At 60.6% G+C, this 24,532-nt stretch carries 25 protein-coding genes and 1 tRNA gene; 16 read left to right on the forward strand and 10 right to left on the reverse strand.

What is annotated here, in order from left to right; all coding sequences use genetic code 11:
* Nucleotides 1–69: 69 nt before the first annotated feature.
* From KKY_RS18955 to KKY_RS18965, 3 genes are all read right to left on the reverse strand, one after another.
* Nucleotides 70–1,320: a DUF4357 domain-containing protein gene (locus KKY_RS18955; protein ID WP_014133010.1), complete on the reverse strand. Its 1,251-nt coding sequence runs from the start codon at nt 1,318–1,320 to the stop codon at nt 70–72.
* Nucleotides 1,321–1,801: 481 nt separating this feature from the next.
* Nucleotides 1,802–2,047 (reverse strand): ribbon-helix-helix domain-containing protein, encoded by a 246-nt coding sequence (locus KKY_RS18960; RefSeq protein WP_014133012.1) that lies wholly within the window; start codon nt 2,045–2,047, stop codon nt 1,802–1,804.
* On the reverse strand, nt 2,044–2,889 hold the full coding sequence (locus tag KKY_RS18965) for a ParA family protein (RefSeq protein WP_014133013.1): 846 nt from the start codon (nt 2,887–2,889) through the stop codon (nt 2,044–2,046). Before KKY_RS18965 ends, KKY_RS18960 begins: the two co-directional genes overlap by 4 nt.
* Before the next feature lie 292 nt (nt 2,890–3,181).
* Here KKY_RS18965 and KKY_RS18970 point away from each other — a divergent pair, with 292 nt between their 5' ends.
* Nucleotides 3,182–3,892 carry a DNA-binding protein gene (locus tag KKY_RS18970; protein ID WP_158308088.1) on the forward strand — a complete coding sequence of 237 codons (711 nt, stop codon included), beginning with the start codon at nt 3,182–3,184 and terminating at the stop codon, nt 3,890–3,892.
* On the opposite strand, the gene KKY_RS18975 is transcribed toward KKY_RS18970, so the two are convergent.
* The 4 genes from KKY_RS18975 to KKY_RS18990 form a co-directional block, all read right to left on the reverse strand.
* Nucleotides 3,889–4,200, reverse strand: coding sequence for a hypothetical protein (locus KKY_RS18975; protein WP_041528913.1), 312 nt, complete (start codon nt 4,198–4,200; stop codon nt 3,889–3,891). The two genes, KKY_RS18970 and KKY_RS18975, sit on opposite strands and share 4 nt — an antisense overlap.
* On the reverse strand, nt 4,197–5,747 hold the full coding sequence (locus KKY_RS18980) for a MobA/MobL family protein (protein ID WP_014133015.1): 1,551 nt from the start codon (nt 5,745–5,747) through the stop codon (nt 4,197–4,199). Before KKY_RS18980 ends, KKY_RS18975 begins: the two co-directional genes overlap by 4 nt.
* A gap of 94 nt (nt 5,748–5,841) precedes the next feature.
* Nucleotides 5,842–7,641: a site-specific integrase gene (locus tag KKY_RS18985; RefSeq protein ID WP_014133016.1), complete on the reverse strand. Its 1,800-nt coding sequence runs from the start codon at nt 7,639–7,641 to the stop codon at nt 5,842–5,844.
* Nucleotides 7,642–7,763: 122 nt separating this feature from the next.
* Nucleotides 7,764–7,853: transfer RNA gene (locus KKY_RS18990), tRNA-Ser, on the reverse strand.
* A gap of 345 nt (nt 7,854–8,198) precedes the next feature.
* On the opposite strand from KKY_RS18990, the gene KKY_RS18995 reads away from it, so the two are divergent.
* The 3 genes from KKY_RS18995 (at nt 8,199) to KKY_RS19840 (ending at nt 10,117) form a co-directional block, all read left to right on the forward strand.
* Nucleotides 8,199–8,522 (forward strand): hypothetical protein, encoded by a 324-nt coding sequence (locus KKY_RS18995; RefSeq protein ID WP_041528914.1) that lies wholly within the window; start codon nt 8,199–8,201, stop codon nt 8,520–8,522.
* 88 nt (nt 8,523–8,610) lie between these two features.
* Complete coding sequence (gene msrA, locus KKY_RS19000) at nt 8,611–9,261, forward strand: peptide-methionine (S)-S-oxide reductase MsrA (RefSeq protein ID WP_041528915.1); 651 nt, start codon at nt 8,611–8,613, stop codon at nt 9,259–9,261.
* A 268-nt stretch (nt 9,262–9,529) separates the two neighbouring features.
* A complete protein-coding gene (locus KKY_RS19840) occupies nt 9,530–10,117 on the forward strand; it encodes a DUF2799 domain-containing protein (protein ID WP_014133019.1) in 588 nt (195 codons plus the stop codon).
* Between the two features lie 233 nt (nt 10,118–10,350).
* Here KKY_RS19840 and KKY_RS19010 read toward each other — a convergent pair whose 3' ends face one another.
* Both KKY_RS19010 and KKY_RS19015 read right to left on the reverse strand, forming a co-directional pair.
* Complete coding sequence (locus tag KKY_RS19010; protein ID WP_014133020.1) at nt 10,351–10,983, reverse strand: peroxiredoxin; 633 nt, start codon at nt 10,981–10,983, stop codon at nt 10,351–10,353.
* Between the two features lie 159 nt (nt 10,984–11,142).
* The gene (locus KKY_RS19015; protein WP_014133021.1) at nt 11,143–11,424 is read right to left on the reverse strand and encodes an Rdx family protein; all 282 of its coding nucleotides are present in this window, start codon (nt 11,422–11,424) and stop codon (nt 11,143–11,145) included.
* Nucleotides 11,425–11,492: 68 nt separating this feature from the next.
* Here KKY_RS19015 and KKY_RS19020 point away from each other — a divergent pair, with 68 nt between their 5' ends.
* The 12 genes from KKY_RS19020 (at nt 11,493) to KKY_RS19080 (ending at nt 23,366) form a co-directional block, all read left to right on the forward strand.
* Complete coding sequence (locus tag KKY_RS19020) at nt 11,493–12,446, forward strand: sugar-binding transcriptional regulator (protein ID WP_014133022.1); 954 nt, start codon at nt 11,493–11,495, stop codon at nt 12,444–12,446.
* A 274-nt stretch (nt 12,447–12,720) separates the two neighbouring features.
* Complete coding sequence (locus tag KKY_RS19030; protein WP_014133023.1) at nt 12,721–14,031, forward strand: ABC transporter substrate-binding protein; 1,311 nt, start codon at nt 12,721–12,723, stop codon at nt 14,029–14,031.
* Nucleotides 14,032–14,114: 83 nt separating this feature from the next.
* Nucleotides 14,115–14,981: a carbohydrate ABC transporter permease gene (locus tag KKY_RS19035; RefSeq protein WP_014133024.1), complete on the forward strand. Its 867-nt coding sequence runs from the start codon at nt 14,115–14,117 to the stop codon at nt 14,979–14,981.
* Nucleotides 14,982–14,984: 3 nt separating this feature from the next.
* Nucleotides 14,985–15,815, forward strand: coding sequence for a carbohydrate ABC transporter permease (locus KKY_RS19040; protein WP_014133025.1), 831 nt, complete (start codon nt 14,985–14,987; stop codon nt 15,813–15,815).
* 12 nt (nt 15,816–15,827) lie between these two features.
* Nucleotides 15,828–16,826 carry an ABC transporter ATP-binding protein gene (locus KKY_RS19045; RefSeq protein WP_014133026.1) on the forward strand — a complete coding sequence of 333 codons (999 nt, stop codon included), beginning with the start codon at nt 15,828–15,830 and terminating at the stop codon, nt 16,824–16,826.
* Between the two features lie 136 nt (nt 16,827–16,962).
* Nucleotides 16,963–18,438, forward strand: coding sequence for a mannitol dehydrogenase family protein (locus tag KKY_RS19050; RefSeq protein WP_014133027.1), 1,476 nt, complete (start codon nt 16,963–16,965; stop codon nt 18,436–18,438).
* On the forward strand, nt 18,438–19,154 hold the full coding sequence (locus KKY_RS19055; RefSeq protein ID WP_014133028.1) for an HAD family hydrolase: 717 nt from the start codon (nt 18,438–18,440) through the stop codon (nt 19,152–19,154). Before KKY_RS19050 ends, KKY_RS19055 begins: the two co-directional genes overlap by 1 nt.
* A 10-nt stretch (nt 19,155–19,164) precedes the next feature.
* Nucleotides 19,165–20,745: an FGGY-family carbohydrate kinase gene (locus KKY_RS19060; RefSeq protein WP_014133029.1), complete on the forward strand. Its 1,581-nt coding sequence runs from the start codon at nt 19,165–19,167 to the stop codon at nt 20,743–20,745.
* 180 nt (nt 20,746–20,925) lie between these two features.
* Nucleotides 20,926–21,390: a hypothetical protein gene (locus KKY_RS19065; RefSeq protein WP_014133030.1), complete on the forward strand. Its 465-nt coding sequence runs from the start codon at nt 20,926–20,928 to the stop codon at nt 21,388–21,390.
* Complete coding sequence (locus KKY_RS19070; protein ID WP_014133031.1) at nt 21,390–21,617, forward strand: helix-turn-helix transcriptional regulator; 228 nt, start codon at nt 21,390–21,392, stop codon at nt 21,615–21,617. Before KKY_RS19065 ends, KKY_RS19070 begins: the two co-directional genes overlap by 1 nt.
* Entirely contained in the window at nt 21,614–22,594 is a 981-nt protein-coding gene (locus KKY_RS19075) for an NAD(P)-dependent alcohol dehydrogenase (protein ID WP_014133032.1), read from the forward strand. Before KKY_RS19070 ends, KKY_RS19075 begins: the two co-directional genes overlap by 4 nt.
* Before the next feature lie 211 nt (nt 22,595–22,805).
* Entirely contained in the window at nt 22,806–23,366 is a 561-nt protein-coding gene (locus KKY_RS19080) for a dienelactone hydrolase family protein (protein ID WP_014133033.1), read from the forward strand.
* Between the two features lie 145 nt (nt 23,367–23,511).
* Here the strand turns inward: KKY_RS19080 and KKY_RS19085 are convergent, their stop codons facing one another.
* Entirely contained in the window at nt 23,512–24,522 is a 1,011-nt protein-coding gene (locus KKY_RS19085) for an ABC transporter ATP-binding protein (protein WP_014133034.1), read from the reverse strand.
* Between the last annotated feature and the right edge of the window lie 10 nt (nt 24,523–24,532).

Raw genomic sequence — 24,532 nt, forward strand, 5'->3', positions numbered from 1 at the left:
CCGCGCCGCGAGCAGGACTCGCTCGCGCGCAAGAAAGAGAAAAGGAAAGTGAATACGATCGGTGCCGCGTCAGGAGACGATCAGCACCGGTGTGTCCGGGTCGTAGCCGCCGTCCGGATCGATTGGCTGCCACCCGGCAAGGCCCCTGCCTTTCGAGCCACAGCAGAACTGGGCCGCAGCGCTTCCCGATCCGAAGACAAGGTCACGCATTACAGTGTAACTCTTGCCATCGGGCGCCAGGGTCAGCAGCCCGGAATGCAGCCATGCCGACCGCAGATAGCCTACCGATGCACTGGCCGAAGCAGCTGAAACCATCCGTATATCGGATCCGCGCAGCAGCACCCAGAGGTCATCGGCCTGCTTTGCGGCGAGCGCCACCAGGCCCGCGCCAAAGTTCATCTCAAAGACTTCGCCATCCGGCGCCGCGTTGAAGGGCCGAACAGACCCCATGCGCTGGGGCTCCGCACGAGGGCCGGAAAGGACCGAACGCATGCTACCTTGAGTGAAGAGAATGCCGCGGTGACGCAGGGCAAGACAAGCCTGCGCCACCATGGCGTCAAGAATGTTGTAGCGTTCGGGATCAATTTCGTATCCGTCCGGCACGCCATTGATTAGCCTCCGTTCACCGGATCCGGCAAGCCGGGACCACATGATCCGTTCGAGAGCCTTGGCGTCGTCGGCAGTAAGCGCGCAATTGGCATCGACAATCGCGACGACTGTATCCACAGATACGATCGGCTGGCGCCCATTGGCAACGCGAGCGCCAACGTCCGCTCCTGTGCCCACGTAGGCCCAAATATCATTCATCAGGACATAGATACCCGGCCGCCGCACGGCCTCAAGGCGCGCGAAGTCTCGGCGCTGGTCACCAGCACCGACAAAGACGGCGGCTGAGAAAGGGTTCATATTCACAGCCTCAATGCCAGGTTCGCCACCGATGGAACTGCTGATGTCTACCGATGACATAGACGCCTCCGGTCCGTCATCGTGAGGCTCACCGTCGATCGGGTTTCGAGGTCCCGAGCGACGCACAAGTGTAAACGCGTCAATGACGCCTGCGACCTCGGCCGTCAGAATGCCAGCATCCACCATCAACAACACCGCGCCAACAGGATCGGGATGATCAGGCAATTCGATGACGATGTCACCGAGCGTGGCGCTACCGGTCGCATCGACAACGCTCAGGATCTGCACCTGCGTCGAAGGCGAAATCAGCGCATGCTGGACCAAGCCGTTGACGAGCGGCGAGCCTTCGGAGGGGAAAGTGACGGAAAGGGACTTGTGCGGCGCACTAGCACCGGTAGAAGAAAAGATAGCCATGTTAGCCTCTGCACATTCAGGGGTTTCATGGTCAGGTCGACGGCGGGTTTGCAGACCTTCCGTCGGCCGCCTGTTGCAGCAGGGGGTTCCGACCAGACGCGCCATTGGGCACGACGCTCTTAGAAGTCGGGATCCATTTCGAAAAGTCAAGGCGCCCCCAAGGCCGCCTTGAGGCTATCTCGCCATAAGGTTAACGCTGGATTTTTTCGCTGATTTTTCCTTTGGCTGGCAAGGACTTGCGGTGCTCTCGGTTTAAGTCAACAATCCCGCCATGGTCTCCGGCAAAGGATTCGACAAGCGGCATACTTGCCAACATGCGTAAGAATTCCGAGAACTCGCCATGTAGTTTTCAGTAAAGCAGCACAACGACTCGCCTCAATGGGTTAAGTGGTGCTGCCCTGTCGACAGCACCGTTTGGCGATGGCGGCAGCCCAATCGGCAGACCCTTTGCAGCAAGCTTGCATGACATCATGCTAGCAATTTAGCTCTGGTCTAAGTCGTCGTCTTTAAGGCGAGGGGATGTCGGGATATCGCGTCCGTAGTGCCGAAGAAGCAGAACAAGCGCCTCGTGCATCAGAGTTTCCGCTGGCTTTTCGGTATCGAGAGCAAGTTGCTTGAGGGCGCGACGCTGAGGCTTGGTAAAGCGAACCAGCACCTTTCCCAAAGTGGTCTCGTCCTCATTGTCCGGCAGATCGGATCCCGATAGACTAGGTGCAAACCGGTTCATTGCGGCGCTCCATTCGTAACAAGCCGATCCCACAAACGATGCCACAGAACGAGATACTCTGCCGACGCCGCACCAACCGGCTCGTATTCGATGACGCCTTTCCCTTGGGCCGTCGCCAGCACGATCGATTGTCGCGTGCTGATCTGACCGCGCCAGACATGGGGTGTCCGGGTCTGAAGGATCTCACGGGCATCTCGCACTGTAGGCGCATCGATCATGCTCCGCCGAGGCTGGGCTGCGGTGATGGCGGTCAGGAAGGGTGCTCTGCCGGCATCGAGCTGTCGGATCCAGGCCTGCGCCGTGGAAAGGTCGAAGACGCTGGGCCGCGCCAGCAAGACAAACAGGTCGGTGGCGCGCACGAGCGCTGGCCAAGCCTCCCCCGGTTGCTGGGGGTGATCGATGAGGATGAGATCGAATCCAGCTTTGCGGCCCGTTTGGCATTCCAGTTCGAGATGATTGTAGGCGCACTGTTTGACGGTGATGCCAGGATCCGATCCACGGATCCGCTTCCATCCCGAGACTGACCGTTGCCGGTCACAATCGAGGATGAGCACATGCATCCCCTTCTTTGCGGCAATGACCGCCAACTGACTGGTTGTGGTGCTTTTTCCGGCCCCGCCCTTGCCCACGCAGCACAAAGTCTTGCATGCGCCAAACCGGCGGTCGCGTCGGAACAGGGTCCGCAATCCGGCGCGAAGCCATACGCGGTCCACGCCGGGATCAACTGCTCCTTCAGCCAGCAACAAGGTTTGAGCGGCCTTGGCGCCCAGCACTTTCGCGTGCGCCGCAACGGGCAACACAGTGCGCGAGTGTGAGTGGAAAAGATCCAGACTGAGCTTCATCGGCATTCTCCGTGCCTTTGACCATGAGTCTAAAGGGTAGCGGAGAGGCGATCGGAACAAAAACGTATTTTTGTAGAAGAAATCAAAAGGTTGATCTCACCAATCAGAAAGCTCGGTGCAGCCTGTCATAAGGTAGGGCGAACTGGCAATCAGGTATTTTGCTAGCATTATAGCTTTATCTACCCTCATCAGCACGGTTGATGTTGGAGTTTTCAGATCGTTCGTCCCTCTTTCCTTGCTTCCTGCCGCAAGACGTTCGTTACCTTGCGTTAAGCACGCAGCTAGGCCGAGCTTGCGCAAAATAGCAGAACAGGTATGGTACGGTTTAGTAATATACCGTACCATAAGTTCAGAGTTGGAGGATGAATTGAGCGCAGAAATTGCCACACTTGAAAAAGTGAAGGACGCCGTCGAACGTTTGCACCGCGAGGGCAGAAAGGCAACGGCCAACGCCGTGATCTCAGCCATCGGCGGAGGATCAAAACCCACCGTGCTCAAACATCTCCAGACCCTGCGGAAACCGGCTGAAGCGGCAGACGACCAGATGCCGTCATCGGTCCTCGATCTCGCCAAGCCGGTCATTGCGGAAATTTTTGCGCAAGGGATCAAGGCCGAAGAATTGCGCCAACGCGAGAGCCAAGAGCGGTTCCATCGCGTGATGGGGGACCTCGAAGCCCAGATTGAAGAGATCGCGGAAGCAGGCGAAGTCCTGGAAACAGCAAATGGCAGACTGACGCAAAAGTTGGAGGAAAGGACCTCAAATCTCGCCACCGCGCGTCGCACCATTGCCGAGCAGCAAACCCATATCGAGCGTCTGCAATCCGATCTCACCCGGCTCCAGTCCGACCTTGCCCAGCGCAATGCCGCTGCCACCGAGCAGATCACCGGACTTCTGGATGATCTTGGCACAAAGATCGCCGGGATTGCCGGGCGGCTGGAAAGCGCTCCCCCGGTTCAAGCCGACGACAAGGTGAAGAAAGAGAATAAGGAGCAGGAGGGCTAAGTCTCTCCCGAGTCGCTCTGCGACGACAAAGCGGCGTCGATCCAATCTCGACAAAGATCGAGGGCAAACCGGTCCCGGTCGCCGCTGCGACATTCCAGTTCTTTCAACAGGGCGGTAATGGTGACGGTCCCCTGCCGCGACAAGAGCGCCAAGGTCGCCTCGGTCATTAGGCATCGCGCTCGGCTTTGGGTTGGAGGCGAGGTTTCTCGGACCCGTCGTTCCAATTGATGCTTTTCCGCGACAAGCAGCGCCTGCTGGGTTTGGATCGCGCTCAAAGCCCGCAGATTGTTAAGAAGCGCCGAGGTCATTGCGCGGCCTCTTTGCCGGGGTGCCCCACGCTAAACTGAGCGTCCTGGCTCCCGGGATAGATATCGTAGAAATTTCGGTGGGGGCGAAAAGGGCGCGACAACGCATTGCCCGGGACAACCATCGCTTCAAGATCCTTTTCAAGAACATGGCGACGCCACAGATCGCTGTCTTCGCCCATGGCCATATCTATCAAATCCAGAACAATCTCGGTCGATAGACTCTCGTCCTGATAGCGTCCGGCAAAAGGCATAAGTTGTGCGACGAGTCGCTCGAGGCGCGGATTGCTCCAATCGGCAACCCGCTTGAGGATATCCCGCCGCTCGTCTGGAGACGCCTCGTGGAGTATGGCGACCACCTCCCGCGCCGCGCTGACGACGCCACTCCGACCCATAAGATCAAGGCGCGAGCGCTTTGCATTAAGGCGTTCACGCAACCAAGAGCGCTCCGGCTCGGGCGGTACCGGTATGGGCATACCGTCGGCATCGACGAGGCTGAGGTCGCGCCACCCCTTGCATCGGGTAAGATAGTATAGCGCCCTTAAAGCCTCCCCCTCGAGCTCCCCATCGATCAGGATTGCGGTGCCGATATCGACCAGTATTGCGGTGCCGACTTTGAAAACGACGCCGACCCCCTCCACCGAGACACGGTCCTGCACGGCAATCCCCGCGCCCATCAACGCCGTCAGTGAGATTTCGAGCGATAGCGGGTTGGCGTGCTGATTGGCCTGCCACGACGTCAGGTTCGACATGGATTCCAGCTCAACATCAATCTCGTACTGCAGTTCACCAGCTCGCCGCTCAAGCGCGACAATTTCATCGACGATCTGCTCATGCGCGCGGCGCACCTGGCGCTGCCCATCACGGCGGTCCCTCAAAAGCTGCGCACCAGGAGTTCGGGATCCACGCAAGGTCTGCCGTGACAATTGGATTTCGGGTGGCAATGTGTCGTCGCGCAAGACATTCGGGCGGGGATCAAATGTCACATCTACCCCGCAGTCGGTTGCAATGGCGTTGAACAGCTCTGCTACGTGCTGCCGCACGCCAGCGCGAAACCACGTATCGACCTCGCGGCATTTCCCCTCGGAAAAGCCTGTATCGCTAAGAATTCGTGTCGCGATCAGACCGTGAATATGGTCGTTGGCCAACCCGTCGTCCGCCGACGAGGTTTCCCAGTCGACCTGAACAGGAAGCCCCAGTTCAACAAACGGACGATAGAGATTCTGCACAAATTTCGCGATCCGTTCGGTAGGCAAGTTTCGTGGCCATGTAATATCGAAGTACCGCGCTTCTCGCGCATCCTTGCGCTTCTCGGCTATACTGGCCGCCTCCCAAACGGTTTCGCGCGTCCAGACCGAGGAGTCGACTTCCTCGGGCAGCATCAGCCAGTGCTGCACATGGTTTACCCGATGGCCGTTCCGGTGTTTATCGCCGCGAATACCATCATGAATATCCGTTCCCATTTGGTAGGTGGAGCGCCCCGTTGCGCTCCAACCCTCGCGGCGCGAAACACCGCCAAAACTCACCCCAAGCAATCCCAAACTGACCATGACGCCTCGCAACGTGTTAGTGAATGAACACATTGCGAGGGTGCCCGACAGGTGTGAAAGTTACCAGATCACGACCGCGTGAACGCAGTCGAATTTAGCGGCGGGACTTGAGCCAATCAGCGAAGGACTTCACACGTCCGATTGGCACCTGGACCGCGTCGATGGCTTCCACTTCTTCAGAGGTCAGATCGTCGCTCATGTAGCCACGATGCACCTCTGAGGTTCGAGCTTCAGTATCGTCATCATGACCGACCCATTTGAGGATCGTATAGGGGTTCACGCCCGCGCTGTGACAGGCCTGGATGAAAAAGCCTCTAAAGGAATGAAAGCTGAGCTTGTGCTGACGGTGGGCGGGGACATCCCATTTGAGACGATGGGCATTGAAGAAATCCGCCTCGAAATGGATCTCGGGTTCTCCGACCGACCCTCCTTTGACATGCTGCGTCCAAGCTGGAAACGGACGATCATGGAGGGCCTTCTGATGGTTCCAGAAATCGAGAAAGCCAATCTCGACAAGTTGGCGGTGAAGCGGAATTCGCCGCAATGCGTTGCCGGTCTTGTATCCGACGATACCGTTTGTGTTTTCCTCCGCCTCAGCGATTTCGAGCACGAAAGTCTGACGCCCGAACCAGGTCTGCATTTGCTCAAACCGCAAAAGCCCGACCTCTGTCACGCGCATACCGGTATGCGCCGCGATCAAGGGTGCCCAATAGATATGGTCATCGGCAAAGATCTCGTGGCCGGGCGAATAGCGAAGGCGGCGTGAAGCACTGCCGGTATAAACCGGGCACGACATGACCGCGGCCACTTCTTCGGGTGAAAATGGGGCCTTTCCCTTGCTCTTTGTTGCCCGTTTCGATTGCGGAATGATCAGCGGCGGAGCTTGCCAGCTATATAGCCGTTTCTTCTGACCGTATCGCGCGATACGCGTGATGGCGCCAAGGTAGTTCGAATTGAGCGTCGTACGGGAAAGCCTGCGATAGTTGGCACCCTCTGCCTGCACCGCTCGGGTAAATTTAACAATATTGTCCGGTGTGGCGCGACCCTGCGCCTTGGGAATCTCCTGAACAAACTCATAGAGCCGGTCCCAGAACGTCAGGGGTATTCTAGGGGCCGCCAGTGTCCTTACTTCTGGACATAGATCCTCAAACAACTTCACAGCACGTTCGATATTGGACCTGTTGTCCGCCCCCGTGTTCTTGCCATCGTGTTTGAAATAATGCTCCATGAGGTAGCGCAGTGTGTAGATCGGATGCCCATCGTCAGAGGCTATCGCCTCATCAGAGGTCGTCGCCTTGATTGCTGCCGACCGGGGCTGCGAAGGTTCGGTAGGGACAGGTTTTCCAGGAACAGGTTTGCTCAATACGGTGCCGCCGAGCTCATCGAGCACAGCTTGGAACCCTGAAACATCGATCTCGGCAAGCTTACGGATCGTGGCGCTATCTTGCGTCTTTCTGTCGTCCGGCAGCCGGTCGTAATACGCTTCGCCTTCGACCGTGGCACGGTTGAGATGGACCAGTTCGGCATAGATTCCATCGAGGTTTTCGCCCAACCTCAATTCTTCGCGGGCACGGCGGATGATTTTGGATCCAACGCTTCCCAGCGCCCGACGGCGGACCAGATCCGCTCCGGTCATCTCCTCGGGCCGCAGCATCTGCTCGTCGATCAGCCGTTGCGTGAGATGCTTGAGCGCCTCCTCGGGCGCCATCCGCAGCAAGTCTTCAAACACTGCCAAGGCCTCCAGACCCCATTTGAGCGCCTCGGCCCGATCCTTGGTTCGCAACGACAGGCGCAAGACGTCACCTCTCACCTGGCCTATCCAGGCCCGGGGGATTCGCTTGCGCACATAATAGACCGCTCCGACCTTTTCCACATAGGCGCATTTGGCTGCCATGATTGTCTCCGACTCGCAAAAGCAAAACCGGAACGCCAAACGACACGTGCATCAGGCATGTGCACTAGTCGTCCGGATTCTCCGGGAGCTTAAGTCCTTGAAATCACTGGAATTTGGAACTGTGGCGGAGAGAGAGGGATTCGAACCCTCGAGACGGTTCCCCGCCTACACACTTTCCAGGCGTGCGCCTTCGACCACTCGGCCATCTCTCCGCGTGGGTGCCCGATTATCCGGCTTTGCGGTCGCTGCCAAGGGGCGTGGGGCAAAAAAGCTGCAAAACTTTTCTCCTGCGGTGTTTTGGGTATGGGAGAACCGCTTGGCCGGGTCCGCCACCAGGGCCCTGCCGGCACTTGGCGCCGGGCGGACAATTCGCGCAAACGTGAAAGCGCTCCAAGGGATCGTTCCGGCCTCCGGTGCGTTCAATCCGGGCAGATTAAGCAAGTTTTGAGATTCCGATTGCGCATCCCCCGGTCCTCCATGCTATTGTTAACAAAGCCTTTCGGAATGACAAAAACCCAATAAGGGGCCACGGACCGGAAGGAACAGGGACGAGTATCATGCGTGCTGTATTGAGAATATTGGCGGCGGCCTTTCTGGCCCTTGCGGTCGTGCTTCTGGTTGCCGATGGAACGGCCATGCTGGCCGCGAACGCCTTCATAGCGACCCCATTGGCGGCGACCATAGCCAGCCTGTTTCCGGGCACGCTCGAATCCATGCAACTGGCCGTTCAAGATAATGTGCATCCCTTGCTCTGGGAGCCCACGCTCACCACATTGCTGGCATGGCCCGGCTGGGCCGTGATCGGCGCTGTGGGGCTCGTGCTTGCCCTGCTGGGGCGCTCGCGGTCGCGCCGGCGCATGGTCAGCATCGACCAGTTCTGATGAGCCTCGCCGTCCCGGCCCCAAGGCCGAGGGGGCGCCAGGCGTGCAGAACCGGGCCGGGCATTTCACCTCCATGGGGAGTTCGCGCATGATCTTTTCGCTGTTTTCCAAGCCGTCCACCGTTCCCGCCCCCGGCACCGCTTTGCCCGGTCGCTCCGCGCAGATGGATGTGGCGGCCGACCATTTCGTCAATGGCAATCCGCTCAAGGGACCCTATCCGGAGGGCAGCGAGATCATCTATTTCGGTCTGGGGTGCTTCTGGGGCGCAGAGCGGCTGTTCTGGCAATTGCCGGGCGTTTATGTAACCGCCGTGGGCTACCAGGGCGGGGAAACGCAAAACCCCACCTATGAGGAAGTCTGTTCGGGCGGCACCGGCCACACAGAGGCGGTGATGGTGGTCTATGAGCCGCAAAAGATTTCCCTCGATACCCTGCTCAAAACCTTCTGGGAGGAGCACGACCCCACCCAGGGCATGCGGCAGGGCAATGATGTGGGCACCCAGTACCGCTCGGCCATCTACACCACGTCCCAGGCGCAGGCCGAGGCGGTGGGCATCAGCCGCGACCGTTATGCCGCCGAGCTCAAGGCCGCGGGCAGGGGAGAGATCACCACCGAAATCGAGCCCGCCGGTCCGTTCTATTTCGCCGAAACCTACCACCAGCAATATCTGGCCAAGAACCCCAACGGCTATTGCGGCCTCAAGGGCACCGGCGTCTCCTGCCCGCTGCCGGCCGCTTGACCCAGAGCGCTTCCAGCAAAAGTGGGTACCACTTTTGCGGTTCGGAAGCGCGACCAGCAAAGCACCGGCGCTTCCAGCAAAAGTGGGTACCACTTTTGCGTTCGGAAGCGCGACCAGCAAAGCACCGGCGCTTCCAGCAAAAGCATGTCCTCGGCCCGATCGGGGATGGGCACCACTTTTGCGGTCCGGAAGCGCGACCGGCAAAAGGTTTATTGCCAATTCCCTCAGGCCCGACTTATGGTCGGGCCTGTTTTTTGGGAGACGGGAAATGCTGCGTCTGTTGCTGGTCTGTGCCGCGCTTTTGGGAGCGCTTGTCCTTGCTTCCTGCGCAACCCTTTCCCAGGAACAGTGCGAGGCCGGAGATTGGCGCGCCATCGGCTTTAACGATGGTGCCGATGGCCGTCCGGCCGATCGCATATCGAGCCATGCCGAGGCCTGTTCGGAATATGGAATTGCGGTCGACAGCGCCTTGTATCAGACCGGCCGCGCCGAGGGCCTGGGCGTCTATTGCCGCCTCGGCAATGCCGAGCGGCAGGGGCGGTCGGGCGATCGCTACTATGGGGTGTGCGAGGGCGAACTGGGCGTTGCCTTTGCCCGCGTCCATGCCGCCGCCGGCGAGATCTACGATCGCCAGGCCGAGCTCAACAGCCTCGATAGCGAAATAGACGCCAAACTGGCCGAACTGCGAGGCGGCAATCCAACCCCTGAGCAGGTCGCGGCCCTGACGCGGGAACTGACGATCCTGCAGACCGAACGCCGCATGCTCGAGTTGCGCCTGCGCTCGGCCGAACAGCACCTCTCGGCGCTCCGCCGCCAGGAGGAAATCCGTCTCGCCCAGACCGGTATCGCCTACTGAACGAAAAAAAGGGGCTGAGGAGCCCCTTTTTGCCGGTTTCGGATTTTGATGGGGAACGCTGGCGGTTCCCTTCTTTCGCTTCCCCGGTGAAAACCGGGGTCCAGCAGTATGGCCTCTTGCGCCGACGCCCGAAAAGTACGCCCATGGGCTCCGGCTTTCGCCGGAGAAGCGAAGGAAACAAATCCAATTCCAGATAACGCCAAACGGCTCTATTGTTTGCTCACGCCTGAAACTCAGGCGCCCGGCTGCTTGACGATACGCAGATAGGGTTTGACCTCGTTCCAGCCTTCGGGGAATTTTTCCTTGGCCTGCTCATTGGTCACGGCCGGGACGATGATCACGTCTTCGCCGTTCTTCCAGTTGACCGGGGTCGCCACCTGATGGTTGGCGGTCAGTTGCAAACTGTCGATAACCCGCAGGATCTCGTCGAAATTGCGGCCCGTCGAGGCGGGATATTCGAGCTTGAGCTTGACCTTCTTGTCCGGTCCGACAACGAACACCGAGCGCACCGTCAGCGTGTTGTCGGCATTGGGATGGATCATGTCGTACTGGCGGGCGATTGTGCCGTCATCGGCAATCAGCGGGAAATTGAGGGCCGCCCCCTGCGTCTCCTCGATATCGCGCGCCCAACCCTCATGGTCCTCGATCTTGTCGACCGACAAGCCCAGAACCTTGACGCCGCGTTTTTCAAATTCGGGTTTCAGCTTGGCGGTATAGCCCAGTTCGGTCGTGCAGACCGGGGTGTAGTTCTTGGGGTGCGAAAACAGCACCGCCCAGCTTCCATCGATGTAATCGTGAAACCGGATTTCCCCTTCCGTGGTCTGCGCGGTGAAATCGGGCGCCGTATCGCCGATCAGAATAGCCATTTGCCTGTCTCCTTTTCCGTGCCCGAAGATCGGGTGATTGGATCAAAAACCGTCCAATGCAATATGGGCCTTATTGCGTTGCCATGAACAGTGCGCAGGGGAAATGTTTTGCCCATTTGCCCCGGACCGGGGGCAAGGCTTTGCCTTTGCCCGCACAACCTAACGGTCGAGGTGACCCAGATCGCGTTCCGGATCAATCAGGTCGCGCACCCTTTGTTTCAGCGTCTTGACGTCGGGAAACCCGCCATCGCGCTTGCGCTCCCAAAGCAGAGTGTCTCCGGCGGCAATTTCAAAGATCCCGCCCGTCCCTGGCACCAGCGTCACCCCCGCCAGTTCGGTCCCGAAAGTCGAGAGCAACTCCTGGGCCATCCAGCCCGAACGCAGCAGCCAGTTGCATTGCGTGCAATAGGTTATGGTTATGGCAGGTCTGCCGGGCTCCATGCTGTCTCGTCCTTTCCATGCCAGCCGATGCGGTATATCTACACCATGAAAAAGGGGAGACAAACCAGGTGCCGCCGCGTTCGGAAGCCACCCGCAACAAGCTCGACGATGCCGCCCGCGCCGGGTGGCTCTATTACGTTGCCGGCAATACCCAGGACGAAATCGCGCTAAAGCTCGGCGTCTCGCGCCAGAGCGCCCAGCGGCTCGTCTCGCTCGCCATATCCGAAAAGCTCATCAAGGTCCGCCTCGACCACCCCATCGCCGATTGCCTTGAGCTGTCCGCCCGGCTCAAGGAGCGCTTCGGTCTGCGCCTTGTCGAAATCGTTCCCTCCGATCCCGGTCATCCCGATACCACCCTGGGGGTTGCCGATGCGGCTGCCCTGGAGATCGAAAAAATTCTCTCCGGCTCCAGCCCCGTCATTCTCGGGGTCGGCACGGGCCGCACCCTCAAGGCCGCCGTGGATCTGCTCCCGGCCATGGATTGCCCCCAGCACAAGATCGTGTCGCTCACCGGCAATATCGCGCCCGATGGTTCCGCCGCCTTTTACAACGTCATCTTTTCCATAGCCGACAAGGTTAAGGCGCCGTCCTTTCCCATGCCCCTGCCGGTGATTGCCGCCACCGCGCGCGACAGGCAATTGCTGCACAGCCAGGTCGGCATCGAAAAAAACCTCGCCCTCGCCGCGCAGGCCAGCGTGTCCTTCGTGGGTGTTGGCGATCTGGGGCCCAACGCTCCGCTTTATGAGGATGGCTTCGTCACCCGCGCCGAACTCAAAGCCCTGCAAAAGGCTGGCGCGGTGGGCGAAATGCTCGGCTGGGTTTTCGATGCCGGCGGCGAGCTGGTCGCGGGCATGACCAATGAGCGCGTGGCCTCGGCCCCCTTGCCCTCGGGCGAGCGGGCGCTTGTCATCGCCGCGGCCCGCGGCCCCAACAAGGTCGCCGCCATCCGCGCCGCCGTCGCCCGGGGCCTCGTCAATGGCCTCATCACCGACGAAGACACCGCCGCCCAGCTTCTGGCCTGACCTCACCGCGCCCAGTACGTTCCTGACCTCACCTCCCCACCACCGTCATCCCGGGCGAAGACCCGGGACCCAGTACCCCCAGCACCGGCGACCCCGCCTCCGTGTCTTTCCAGAAACCATCATGATGCCGCCCCGCAAACGCGACCGCCGTGGCCCTCGTTCTGAGCAATTTCCCCAACCATGAGCAAAAGCCCCTTGACATTTCATTCAAGAAAATGAGTAATTGCCCATGCGTATAGCAAATGCTCATTAGAGCATATGGGAGGATTACCATATGAAATTACGCTCGATCATCATCGGGTCGTGTTCGCTGTTTGCCCTTGCGGCCGGCGCGCAGGCCCAGTCAATCACCATCGCCACGGTCAACAATGGCGACATGATCCGCATGCAGGGTCTGTCCGATCGGTTCACCGAACAGACCGGCATCGCCCTCGAATGGGTGACGCTGGAAGAAAACGTCCTGCGCCAGCGCGTCACCACCGACATCGCCACCGGCGGTGGCCAGTATGACGTCATGACAATCGGCGCCTACGAAACCCCCATCTGGGCCGCTCAGGGCTGGCTTGCCCCGCTCGACGATCTGGGTGACGACTACAACGCCGACGATCTGATCCCCGCCGTGCGCGAGGCTCTTTCGGTCGATGGCACCCAGTATGCCTCTCCGTTCTATGCGGAAAGCGCAATGATCATGTACCGCACCGACCTCTTCGAAGAGGCCGGTCTGGAAATGCCGCAGGAACCCACCTGGGAATTCATCGGCGAAGCGGCCCGGGCCATCACCGACCGCGACAATGAAATCTACGGCATCTGCCTGCGTGGCAAGGCCGGCTGGGGCGAGAACATGGCGTTCATCACCGCCCTTGCCAATTCCATGGGCGGCCGTTGGTTCGATATGGATTGGGAACCCCAGTTCGAAAGCCCCGAATGGAACGAAGCGCTCACCTATTACGTCGACCTGATGACCGATGCGGGCCCTCCGGGTGCCTCGTCCAACGGGTTCAACGAAAATCTGGCGCTGTTCCAGCAGGGCAAGTGCGGCATGTGGATGGATGCCACCGTCGCCGCTTCCTTCGTCTCCAACCCCGATGAAAGCCAGGTCGCAGACAGCGTCGGTTACGCGCTGTTCCCGACCAATGGCGAGTTCGACAACCACGGCAACTGGCTGTGGGTCTGGTCGCTGGCCGTCCCGGCAAGCTCGCAGAACGTCGACGAAGCCAAGCAGTTCATCGAATGGGCGACCTCGGAAGCCTATCTCGAAATGGTTGCCGAGGAAGAGGGCTGGGCCAACGTTCCCCCGGGAACCCGCACCTCTCTCTATGAAAACCCGGCCTATATCGAAGCGGCCCCGTTTGCCGAAATCACCCTTGAGGCAATCGAGGCGGCCAACACCACCAACTCCTCGGTACAGGATGTGCCCTATGCCGGCGGCCAGTTCGTGGCGATCCCCGAATTCCAGGGCATCGGCACTTCGGTCGGCCAGATCTTCTCGGCGGCTCTCGCCGGACAGGTCAATGTCGACCAGGCCCTCCAGCAGGCCCAGCAGTCCGCCCGCATGGAAATGGACCGCGCCGGTTACTACCGTTAGCGCCTAAACTGGAGGGGCCGGGCCATACCGGCCCCTTCATTTCGCGATCCCCCCAATCGCGCGCCAAGGTCAGGGAGAGGACAATGGCAACAGCTCAAACCCAAACAGCGGCCCGGTTCATGATGGCCCCTTCGGTCATCGCGCTTTTGATCTGGATGATCGTGCCGCTTTCGATGACCGTCTGGTTCTCGTTCCAGTGGTACACGGCCTTCCGCGCGCCTGAATTCACCGGCTTTGCCAACTACACCTATTTCTTTGCCAACCCCAACATCTGGACGGTGTTTCTAAACACCCTGATCCTTGTGGGGGGCGTGCTGGCAATCACCCTTGTCGGCGGCACCTTGCTGGCGCTGCTGCTCGATCAGCCCATGTTCGGGCAGGGCATCGTGCGCCTTCTGGTCATCGCCCCGTTCTTTGTCATGCCCACCGTGTCCGCGCTGGTGTGGAAGAACATGCTCATGCACCCGGTCAACGGGCTCTTCGCCTGGATCGCGCGAACCTTCGGCCTCCAGCCGGTCGATTGGTTCGCCCACGTGCCGCTGTTTTCGGTCATCATCATCGTTGCCTGGCAATGGCTGCCCTTTGCAACGCTCATCCTTCTGACCGCGCTGCAATCGCTCGATGAGGAACAGCGCGAGGCCGCCGGCATGGACGGCGCGGGACCCATATCGCTGTTTTTCTACATAATCCTGCCCCACATGAGCCGCGCGCTCACCGTGGTCATGCTCATCCAGACAATCTTCCTGCTCTCGGTGTTTGCCGAAATCTTCGTCACCACCAATGGCGGGCCGGGCGTCGCCACCACCAATCTGCCGTTCCTGATCTATCTCCAGGCCCAGTTCCAGTATGATTTCGGTCTGGCCTCGGCCGGCGGCATCGTCGCCGTCATCCTCGCCAATATCGTCGCGATCTTCCTGCTTCGCGTCGTCGGCAAGAATCTGGAGGCTTGAGACATGGCCCGTGCTATTTCAACCCAAAGGAAGATCGGCTTCACGGCCTTTGCCTGGCTCATCGCCTTTGTGATCTTTTTCCCGATCCTCTGGACGTTCCTGACCAGCTTCAAGACCGAGGGCACCGCGATTGCCACCCCGCCCCAGTTCCTGTTTTTCAACTGGACGACGGAAAACTACGCGACGGTCCTCGAGCGCTCGAACTATTTCCGCTTTCTGGGCAATTCGATCATCACCGCGGTCGGCTCGACCCTTTTAGGTCTGGTGATCGCCATTCCCGCCGCCTGGGCCATGGCGTTTTCGCCGACAAAGCGCACCAAGGACATCCTGATGTGGATGTTATCGACCAAGATGCTGCCCGCCGTCGGCGTTCTGGTGCCCATCACCATGCTGTTCCGCATGGCCGGGCTCACAGACACCCATCTGGGGCTCACCCTGGTCCTCACCCTCATCAATCTGCCCATTATCGTCTGGATGCTGTTCACCTATTTCAAGGAAATCCCCGTCGATATCCTCGAGGCCGCCCGCATGGATGGCGCGTCCCTCCGTCAGGAGGTGATCTATGTCCTCACCCCCATGGCCATCCCCGGCATCGCGTCCACAATGCTGCTCAACATCATCCTGGCCTGGAATGAATCGTTCTGGACCATCGTCCTGACCACCACCCAGGCAACCCCGCTGCCCGCGTTCATCGCGGCTTATTCTTCGCCCGAGGGCCTGTTCTGGGCCAAGCTTTCGGCAGCATCGATGATGGCCATTGCGCCCATCCTCATCATGGGCTGGTTCAGCCAGAAACAATTGGTCCGCGGCCTGACCTTCGGCGCGGTTAAGTAGGGAGGTAAGGAAATGGGATCGATCACACTCAAGAACGTCCAGAAGAGTTTTGGCGGCGTCACCGTCATCCCCGATATTTCGCTTGAGATCGAGGACGGCCAGTTCGTGGTCTTCGTCGGCCCCTCGGGCTGCGGGAAATCGACCCTGCTGCGGCTGATCGCCGGGCTCGAGGACGTCACCTCCGGCCAGATCCTCATCGACGGCGTGGATATGTCAAAGGAGGCTCCCGCCCAGCGCAAGCTTTCGATGGTGTTCCAGTCCTATGCGCTCTATCCCCATATGAGCGTGCGCGGCAACATCGCCTTTCCTTTGAAGATGGAAAAGGCGCCAAAGGAAAAGATCGACGCGGCGGTCGACAACGCCGCCTCGATCCTCAATCTCACCGATTATCTCGACAGGAAACCCCGCCAGCTTTCGGGCGGCCAGCGCCAGCGCGTCGCCATCGGCCGCGCCATCGTGCGTCAGCCCAAGGCGTTCCTGTTCGACGAACCGCTCTCCAACCTCGATGCCGCCCTGCGGGTCAACATGCGGCTCGAAATTTCCGACCTGCACAACAAACTCAAGACCACGATGGTCTATGTCACCCACGATCAGGTCGAAGCCATGACCATGGCCGACAAGATCGTGGTGCTGCACGCCGGCCGTGTCGAGCAATACGGCTCTCCGCTCGAACTTTACACAAAGCCCGCCAACATATTCGTCGCCGGCTTCATCGGAAGCCCGAAGATGAATTTCATCGAAGGTGCCGAGGCGAAAAAATTCGATGCCCACACCATCGGCATCCGCCCCGAACATCTCGCCGTCTCCAAAGAGGGCGGCATCTGGTCGGGCACGGTCAAGGTGTCCGAGCATTTGGGGTCCGATACCTTCTTTCATATCGATGTCGATGGCATCGGCACCCTGACCGCCCGCGCGGCGGGCGATGTGCCCTTCAAGCACGGCGAAACGGTCACCCTCTCCCCCCAGGACGACCGCATCTACAAGTTCGACGCGTCGGGCAATGCCCTCTAGAGCGTGTCCAGCAAAAGTGGAAACGGTTTTGCGGTTCGGACACGCGACAAAACAAAGGTTAAGAGCCGAGGATTTGATCCAATCAAATCCTGAACGGCTCTAACGCAAAGAACACCATTCGAGGATCAGCGGCAATATGAGTGTCAGACTAGCGGCAAACTCTCTCTCCTCCTTGCCCGGTTCGGTCGCCGTGCCGCGCTATGATCGCTCGGATCTCGCGGCGGGGATCGTCCATTTCGGCGTTGGCAATTTCCATCGCGCCCACCAGGCCGTCTATCTCGATGATCTTTTCAATCTCGGGAAGGACCACGATTGGGGAATCGTGGGGGCTGGCGTGCGCGCCAATGATGCCGAAATGAAAAAGATCCTCGCCGCGCAGGATTACCTCTCGACCATTGTCGAACAGGAAGCCTCGGGCACTTCGGCCCGCGTTACCGCCCCCATGGTCGATTTCCTCGATCCGGGCGACCCGGTCGCGATAATCGCCAAACTCGCCGATCCCGCCATTCGCATCGTCTCGCTCACCATCACCGAGGGCGGGTACTATCTCGACGCCGCCGGTGCGTTTAACCCCACCCATCCCGATATCGTCGCCGACGCCGCAAACCCCGCAGCGCCCAGAACCGTTTTCGGTCTCATCCTGGCCGGTCTCAAGGCGCGCCGCGAAGCAGGGGTCGAACCCTTCACCATAATGTGCTGCGACAACATCCCCCACAACGGCAAGGTGACGCTGAACGCCGTGGCGGGCTTGGCCGATCTGTTCGACAGCGAAATGGCCGATTGGGTCCGCCGCTCAGTCGCCTTCCCCAATGGCATGGTGGACCGGATCACCCCGGCAACCTCGGATCGAGAACGCGCCATGGTCTCCGACGAATACGGCATCGCCGATGCCTGGCCGGTGTTTTGTGAAACCTTCAGGCAATGGGTCCTCGAAGACAATTTCCCCACGGGCCGCCCCGCGCTGGAAAAGGCCGGCGTCACCTTTGTCGATGACGTCTCCCCATGGGAGCTGATGAAGATTCGCATTCTGAACGGCGGCCACGCCGCCATCGCCTATCCGTCGGCGCTCATGGACATCCACTTTGTCCATGAGGCCATGGAACACCCCCTGGTTGCCGCCTATCTCGAAAAGCTCACCAAAGACGAGATCATCCCCGTCGTCCCCCCGGTGCCCGATACCGATCTCGACGACTACCGGCGCCTTATCGCCGGGCGCTTCGCCAATCCAAGGATCGGCGATACCATCCAGCGCCTGTGCCTGGATGGCTCCAACCGACAGCCCAAATTCATCCTGCCCTCGGTCGAGGATCGCCTCAATTCGGGTGCCTCGGTCAAAGGGCTGGCGCTGGTTTCGGCCTTCTGGTGCCGCTATTGCTACGGCGTCACCGATTCAGGAACCCCCATCGCGCCCAACGATCCGAACTGGGACCGTCTCCAGGCCGCCGCCATCCGCGCCAAGGACGATGCAAAGGCGTTTCTCGGCATGGACGATATTTTCGGCGCCGCTGCGGACCATCCAACCTATGTCGCGGCCTTTACCAACGCGCTGCGCACAATCTGGGAATTTGGCGCGCGCGAAACCCTCACCCGCTACATCCAGGGCAAGCTTTGATGGAGGGTGCGCCGGCCCGCCGATCTGAAGGGCCCGGGCCCGCGCTCGTCATCTTCGATTGCGACGGCGTTCTCGTCGATTCCGAACCCATCGCCATCGACGTTCTTGTCGAAACCGTCGCCGCCCTTGGCGTTCACATTTCCACCAACATCGCCTATCGCGATTTTCTCGGCCGCACGCTCAAGACGGTCTCGGCCTCCCTGGCCGCCGATCACGGCGTCACGATGGACGACACCGCGCTCGAAGATATGCGCCATCGTCTCTATGCCCGCTACAAGAGCGCGCTCAAGCCCATGCCCGGCATCGCCGATGTCCTCGATACCCTCGATATCCCTGCCTGCGTCGCCTCATCGAGCGTTTACGAGCGCATCGAAATCAGCCTCAAACTGACCGGGCTTTACGACAGATTTGCCCCCGACATTTATTCGGCCACCATGGTCGCGCGCGGCAAACCCGCCCCCGATCTCTTCCTTTTTGCCGCAGAGCAGATGGGTTTTGCCCCCGCCGAGTGCGTGGTCATCGAAGATAGCCCCGCCGGCGTTGCTGCCGCCAAGGCAGCGGGCATGGCCGTCATCGCCTTTACCGGCGGCAGCCATATCGGCCCCGCTGGTCTCAAGACGCAACTGGCCGCATTGTCCCCCGACGCCCTGATCGACGATTTGCACAATCTCCCCGGTGCTCTAAGGTCGCTCCCGAGGAAGATTTCGCGTATCTAGAGGCCATTGCATGACCGCCCTTCTGGTTGCCGTCGATGTGGGAACGACCAGCGCAAGGGCCGGGGTGGTGACCGCGCAGGGCGATATTTTGGGCCGCGCCCAAGCGCCCATCGATATTCGCCGCGAAGGCGCCATCCGCGCCGAGCACCGCTCGGACAACATCTGGTCCGCCGTTTGCACCGCAGTGCGCGAGGCCATCGCCACCGCCAATGCCGATCCGCTTTCGGTCAGGGCCATCGCCTTTGCCGCCACCTGCTCGCTTGTCGTTCTGGGCAGGGACGGGGGCTCTTTGCCCGTCGGCCCCGATGGCGAAGAGGGTTGGGACACGATCGTCTGGCTCGATCACCGCGCCATGGCCGAAACGACCGAGATCAACGCCACCGGCCATAAGGTCCTGCAATTTTCCGGCGGCGCGCTCAGCCCGGAAATGGAAATTCCCAAACTGCTCTGGCTCAAGCGCAACCTGCCTGCTATCTGGCAAAAGACCGGCTACATGTTCGACCTCGCCGATTTCCTCGCCTGGAAATCGAGCGGCTCGCTTGAACGCTCCCAATCGACCCTCACCAGCAAATGGAGCTTTCTCGCTCACGAGCCCGATGGGTGGCCCACCGATTTTCACTCCGCCATCGGACTTGACGATCTGCTCACCCGCGCCAGCCTGCCGCGCACCGCGTCCCCCATCGGCGCCCCGCTCGGAACCCTGACCGCAAAGGCCGCGCGCGAGCTTGGCCTGCCCCGTTCGGTCGTCGTGGGCACCGGAATGGTCGATGCGCACGCCGGTGCTTTGGGCGTGCTGGGTGAGTACACCGAGGATCCATTGGGCGTCGATCGGCATCTGGGGCTGGTCGCGGGCACCTCCAGCGCCGTCACCGCTCTGGCCAAAGATCCCCGCCCGACCCCCGGCCTGTGGGGACCATACCATGGCGCAGTTCTCCCCGGCTTCTGGCTCACCGAAGGCGGACAATCCGCATCGGGCGCCGCGCTCGATTACATAATCCGCGTCCACGCCTCGGGCGCCGCGCCCACCCCCATCATGCACGCTGAAATCATCAACCGCATCAAGCGCTTGCGCGAGACCGACCCCGACCTCGCCCCACGCCTCCACATCCTCCCCGATTTCCACGGCAACCGCTCCCCCTTCGCCAATCCCGCCGCGCTCGGGGTCATTTCCGGCATGAATCTCGATTCCTCTTTCGACGGGCTCTGCAAGCTCTATTGGCGCACCGCCGTCGCCATAGCGCTGGGCGTCCGCCATATCCTGGAAACCCTCAACGCCACCGGCTATGCCATTGATACGCTGCACGTCACCGGCGGCCACACCCGCAATCCGCTCTTGATGGAACTCTACGCCGACGCCACCGGCTGCACCGTGCATGAACTCCCCGACGCCGACGCCATGATCCTTGGCACCGCCATGGCCGCCGCCACCGCGGCCGGCCTCTACCCCCACCTCACCGCCGCCGCCCACACCATGCGCCACGCCTCGGTCACCCGCACCCCGGACCCCACCCGCAAGGCGCGCTACGACACCGATTACGCGGTGTTCTTGAAAATGCACGCCCACCGGCGCGAGATTGAATCGATGTTGTGAGCGGGATTCTGGCTTTATCCGCACCCATCGCTGCTCCGGCGAAAGCCGGAGTCCAGCAGCCCCAGAATATTCGCTGACACCGACGAATGTCAAAAAAGTACGTCATCATGTCAAAAATCATTGACATAAAGCCAAAATTGTCCCACACAGAGCCAACAATATCTTCCATTGGGGCGCGTGATGAGCTTTCGGGAAAAGAACGCATGGATTGCGGTGGTGACCACGCTGGTCATCTGGACGGTCTATTTCTGGCAGGTGGGCAACGCGGCGCTGTCTGGCACGCTCGATGGCGATGCAATCTTCTGGCTTTTCGTCTGGTGCCTTGGCATTTCCATCGCCATCATGCTGCCCATAAACATCGTCGCCGCAATCCTTGCCCGCCAGAACATGGACGCCCCGCCCGATGAGCGTGAGCGCGAAATCGATGCCAGGGCCAACCGGGCCGGCCTGATCCTGCTTGAAATCCTTATGGTCGGGATCATTCTTTCAAGCGGTTTCGTCAGCGATTTCGCCCGGCAGACCTATCAAGCCGATCCGGCCGGCGCGACGGCGATCATCTTGATAAATCTCACGCTTTTTGCCCTGGCCTTCTCGGCGCTGGTCCGCGAGATCATCCAGATCGTCCATTTCAGGATGCTCGACTGATGGCCCGCCCTCCGATCACCAACCAGATCCGCCGCCTGCGTTTCGAGCACAACGAGATGACCCAGCAGGAACTGGCCGACCGCATCGGCATGACCCGCCAGACAGTGGCGTCCATCGAACACAACAAATATTCCCCCTCCCTCGAAGCGGCCTTCCGCATCGCCGAAACCTTCGGCGTGCCCATTGGCGAGGTGTTTTTCTGGAAGGCCGGGGAGAGCGAAAAATGACGATTCCCACCACCATGAAAGCCGCCATCGTCACCGCTTATGGCGGGGCGCAAATGGTCGAAATCCAGTCCCGCCCGGTCCCGGCACCGCGCGAGGATGAAATCCTTATCAAAACAATCGTCACCACCGTCAATTCCGGCGATGCCCGCATGCGCGCCCTCGATGCGCCGGCGGGCATGAAAACCCTCATGCGCCTCGCCATCGGCATCACCCGCCCGCGCCAGCCGATCTTCGGCACCGAGATCGCCGGAACCGTCGTCGCCATCGGCCCCAAGGTTGCGCGCTTCGCCATCGGCGACGACGTGATCGCCTTCCCCGGCACCGGGCTCAGATGTCACGCCGAATATGTCGCCGTCTCCGAGCGCAAACCCATCGTCAAAAAGCCGCAAAACCTTTCCTTCGAAGAGGCTGCAGGCCTGTGCTTCGGCGGCACGACAGCCTTGCACTTCCTCCGCAAGGCAGACCTCAAACCCGGCGAGCATATCCTCGTCATCGGCGCCTCGGGCGCCGTCGGCTCGGCCATGGCGCAACTGGCAAGCCATTTCGGCGCCAGTGTCACGGCCGTAACAAGCGCCGCCAACGCCGATCTGGCCTTGAGCCTTGGCGCCGACACCGTCATCGATTACGCGACCACCGATTATACAGCCGTCTCGTCGGTCTATGATGTGATCGCCGACACCGTCGGCGCCTTCGATTTCCAGCGCTGCCTGAAAGCGCTCAAGCCCGGCGGGCGCTATCTGGGCATTGCCGGAGGGATCGGCGACATGCTGGCCCGCCCAAAGGACGGAAAGCGCCCCATCGCCGGCATGGCCGCCGAACGCCCCGAAGACGTCGCCTTTCTCGCCGATCTGGCGGCGAAAGGCGAGTACCGCGCCCTCGTCGATCAGGTCTTCTCCTTCGCCGATATCGCCCGGGCTCACGCCCGCGTCGACAGCAAACGCAAGCGCGGCAGCGTCGTGGTTCGTGTCGCCGAATAGAATGTCCCGCTCCTTGCGTCATCCCGGGCGAAGTCCCGGGAACCGGTAACCGGCAGCGCCGGCAGTTCTGTCTCATGGCCAAGGTCTAGAGCGCGTCCAGCAAAAGTGGACTTGATCTCGTCTCCAGCCCCTGCCGATTTCCACTTGGCTATCCCTGCCTTGACAGAACAAAATAAGAACGACATGCTGCCCGCACCAAAGGAGGTGCACAATGGCCCATGTCGTTCTGTTTCATTCCATCCTCGGCCTGCGGCCCGTCGAAGGCGAAATCGCCGCCGTGTTCGAGGCCGACGGCCACACCGTCACGCTGCCCGATCTTTACAACGGCAAGTCGGCTGACGATTACGACGCCGGTTTCGCGATCAAGCGCGAGATAAGCGACGAGGAGATTTCTGCGCGCGCCACGGCCGCGCTCGAAAGCGTCCCCGACGATGCCGTGCTCTCGGGCGTGTCCTTCGGTACCATGATGGCCAGCCGCTTCGCCGCCCAACGGCCTCAGACTGCTGGGCTGCTGTTTTTTGCAGGCGTCGCGCCCTGGTTTGCCCAGCCGCGCGCCGGTCTGCCCGTGTCGGCGCACGTTGCCAGGCCCGATCCGTTCGACGATGAGGACTATTTTTCCGACTGGCTCAAAACATCAGGCGATGCCGATGTCGCGCTGCACCGCTACGAGGGCGCCGGCCACTATTTCCTTGACCCAAGCCTCGACGATTACAACGAAGCCGCCGCCAAACTCTGCCTCGACCGCTCGCGGGACTTTTTAAAAAGCCTTTAACCGAGGCAGGGCAGGCTGGACCAAAACGCCATGCACAAAGGCGGCGACACCGCTCTACCCTCCCACCATCGTCATCTTCGGGCTCGACCCGGAGATCCGCACCGCCGCCCATCTCGAACGGAAATGGGGTTAGCCCAGTCCTCTCTCAAACCACGGCCTGCACCGCTTTGCCCGCATCATCAAACAAATGCCGCTTGGCCGCCTCGAACGTCACGAACACCTTTGAGCCCGGCGCGAAATAGTGCTCCCCGAACAGCCGTGCCGTCAAAAGCCCGGCCTTTTCGTTGCGCAGATAAAGGTTGGTGTCCGCCCCGAGCTGTTCGATATGGATCACCTCGCAGGCCAGATCGCCGGCGGTTTCCGAAACGCTCATATGCTCGGGCCGGATGCCGATGGTTTTGGCCGCGGTTTCCCCCAGCGCCGCCGCATCGAGAAAGTTCATCTGCGGCGAGCCGATAAACCCGGCAACGAACATATTGGCCGGGCGGTTATAAAGCTCCATGGGCGTGCCGATCTGCTCGATCCGCCCCGCATTCATCACAACGATCTTGTCGGCCAGCGTCATGGCCTCGACCTGGTCGTGCGTCACATAGACCATGGTGGCCGAAAGCTCGCGATGCAGCCGGGCGATTTCGAGCCTTGTGTTGACCCGCAGCGCCGCGTCGAGATTGGAGAGCGGCTCGTCGAACAAAAACAGCTTCGGCTTGCGCACCACGGCCCGCCCGATGGCCACACGCTGGCGCTGTCCGCCCGACAATTCGGCCGGCCGCCGCTCGAGCAGCGGATCGAGCCCCAGCATCTTGGATGCCACGCCCACCCGATCCTCGATTTCCGATTTCGCCGCGCCTTCCTGTTTCATGGCGAGGCTCATATTCCCCTTCACCGTCAAATGCGGATAGAGCGCATAGGATTGAAACACCATGGCGATGCCGCGCTTGGCGGGCGGGGTGGCGTTGACCACGGTGCCATCGATCTTGACCGTCCCCGCGCTGGCGTCTTCCAGACCTGCGATGATCCGCAAAAGCGTCGATTTCCCGCAGCCCGACGGCCCCACGAAAATGACGAACTCGCCCTCATCGACCGAAAGATCGATCCCGTGCAGAACGTCGGTGGACCCGAAGGTCTTCTTGATGCCGGAAAGTTCCAGAGCGGTCATTGTTGATCCT

The organism is Pelagibacterium halotolerans B2 (assembly GCF_000230555.1).
GTDB classification, from domain to species: Bacteria; Pseudomonadota; Alphaproteobacteria; order Rhizobiales; family Devosiaceae; genus Pelagibacterium; species Pelagibacterium halotolerans.

Excerpts from the sequence above, each read along its gene's own strand:
- KKY_RS18955 (WP_014133010.1), bottom strand. The coding sequence starts at position 1,320 with ATGGCTATCTTTTCTTCTACCGGTGCTAGTGCGCCGCACAAGTCCCTT.
- KKY_RS18960 (WP_014133012.1), bottom strand. The coding sequence starts at position 2,047 with ATGAACCGGTTTGCACCTAGTCTATCGGGATCCGATCTGCCGGACAAT.
- KKY_RS18965 (WP_014133013.1), bottom strand. The coding sequence starts at position 2,889 with ATGAAGCTCAGTCTGGATCTTTTCCACTCACACTCGCGCACTGTGTTG.
- KKY_RS18975 (WP_041528913.1), bottom strand. The coding sequence starts at position 4,200 with ATGACCTCGGCGCTTCTTAACAATCTGCGGGCTTTGAGCGCGATCCAA.
- KKY_RS18980 (WP_014133015.1), bottom strand. The coding sequence starts at position 5,747 with ATGGTCAGTTTGGGATTGCTTGGGGTGAGTTTTGGCGGTGTTTCGCGC.
- KKY_RS18985 (WP_014133016.1), bottom strand. The coding sequence starts at position 7,641 with ATGGCAGCCAAATGCGCCTATGTGGAAAAGGTCGGAGCGGTCTATTAT.
- KKY_RS18995 (WP_041528914.1), top strand. The coding sequence starts at position 8,199 with ATGCGTGCTGTATTGAGAATATTGGCGGCGGCCTTTCTGGCCCTTGCG.
- msrA (WP_041528915.1), top strand. The coding sequence starts at position 8,611 with ATGATCTTTTCGCTGTTTTCCAAGCCGTCCACCGTTCCCGCCCCCGGC.
- KKY_RS19840 (WP_014133019.1), top strand. The coding sequence starts at position 9,530 with ATGCTGCGTCTGTTGCTGGTCTGTGCCGCGCTTTTGGGAGCGCTTGTC.
- KKY_RS19010 (WP_014133020.1), bottom strand. The coding sequence starts at position 10,983 with ATGGCTATTCTGATCGGCGATACGGCGCCCGATTTCACCGCGCAGACC.
- KKY_RS19015 (WP_014133021.1), bottom strand. The coding sequence starts at position 11,424 with ATGGAGCCCGGCAGACCTGCCATAACCATAACCTATTGCACGCAATGC.
- KKY_RS19030 (WP_014133023.1), top strand. The coding sequence starts at position 12,721 with ATGAAATTACGCTCGATCATCATCGGGTCGTGTTCGCTGTTTGCCCTT.
- KKY_RS19035 (WP_014133024.1), top strand. The coding sequence starts at position 14,115 with ATGGCAACAGCTCAAACCCAAACAGCGGCCCGGTTCATGATGGCCCCT.
- KKY_RS19040 (WP_014133025.1), top strand. The coding sequence starts at position 14,985 with ATGGCCCGTGCTATTTCAACCCAAAGGAAGATCGGCTTCACGGCCTTT.
- KKY_RS19045 (WP_014133026.1), top strand. The coding sequence starts at position 15,828 with ATGGGATCGATCACACTCAAGAACGTCCAGAAGAGTTTTGGCGGCGTC.
- KKY_RS19050 (WP_014133027.1), top strand. The coding sequence starts at position 16,963 with ATGAGTGTCAGACTAGCGGCAAACTCTCTCTCCTCCTTGCCCGGTTCG.
- KKY_RS19055 (WP_014133028.1), top strand. The coding sequence starts at position 18,438 with ATGGAGGGTGCGCCGGCCCGCCGATCTGAAGGGCCCGGGCCCGCGCTC.
- KKY_RS19060 (WP_014133029.1), top strand. The coding sequence starts at position 19,165 with ATGACCGCCCTTCTGGTTGCCGTCGATGTGGGAACGACCAGCGCAAGG.
- KKY_RS19065 (WP_014133030.1), top strand. The coding sequence starts at position 20,926 with ATGAGCTTTCGGGAAAAGAACGCATGGATTGCGGTGGTGACCACGCTG.
- KKY_RS19070 (WP_014133031.1), top strand. The coding sequence starts at position 21,390 with ATGGCCCGCCCTCCGATCACCAACCAGATCCGCCGCCTGCGTTTCGAG.
- KKY_RS19075 (WP_014133032.1), top strand. The coding sequence starts at position 21,614 with ATGACGATTCCCACCACCATGAAAGCCGCCATCGTCACCGCTTATGGC.
- KKY_RS19080 (WP_014133033.1), top strand. The coding sequence starts at position 22,806 with ATGGCCCATGTCGTTCTGTTTCATTCCATCCTCGGCCTGCGGCCCGTC.
- KKY_RS19085 (WP_014133034.1), bottom strand. The coding sequence starts at position 24,522 with ATGACCGCTCTGGAACTTTCCGGCATCAAGAAGACCTTCGGGTCCACC.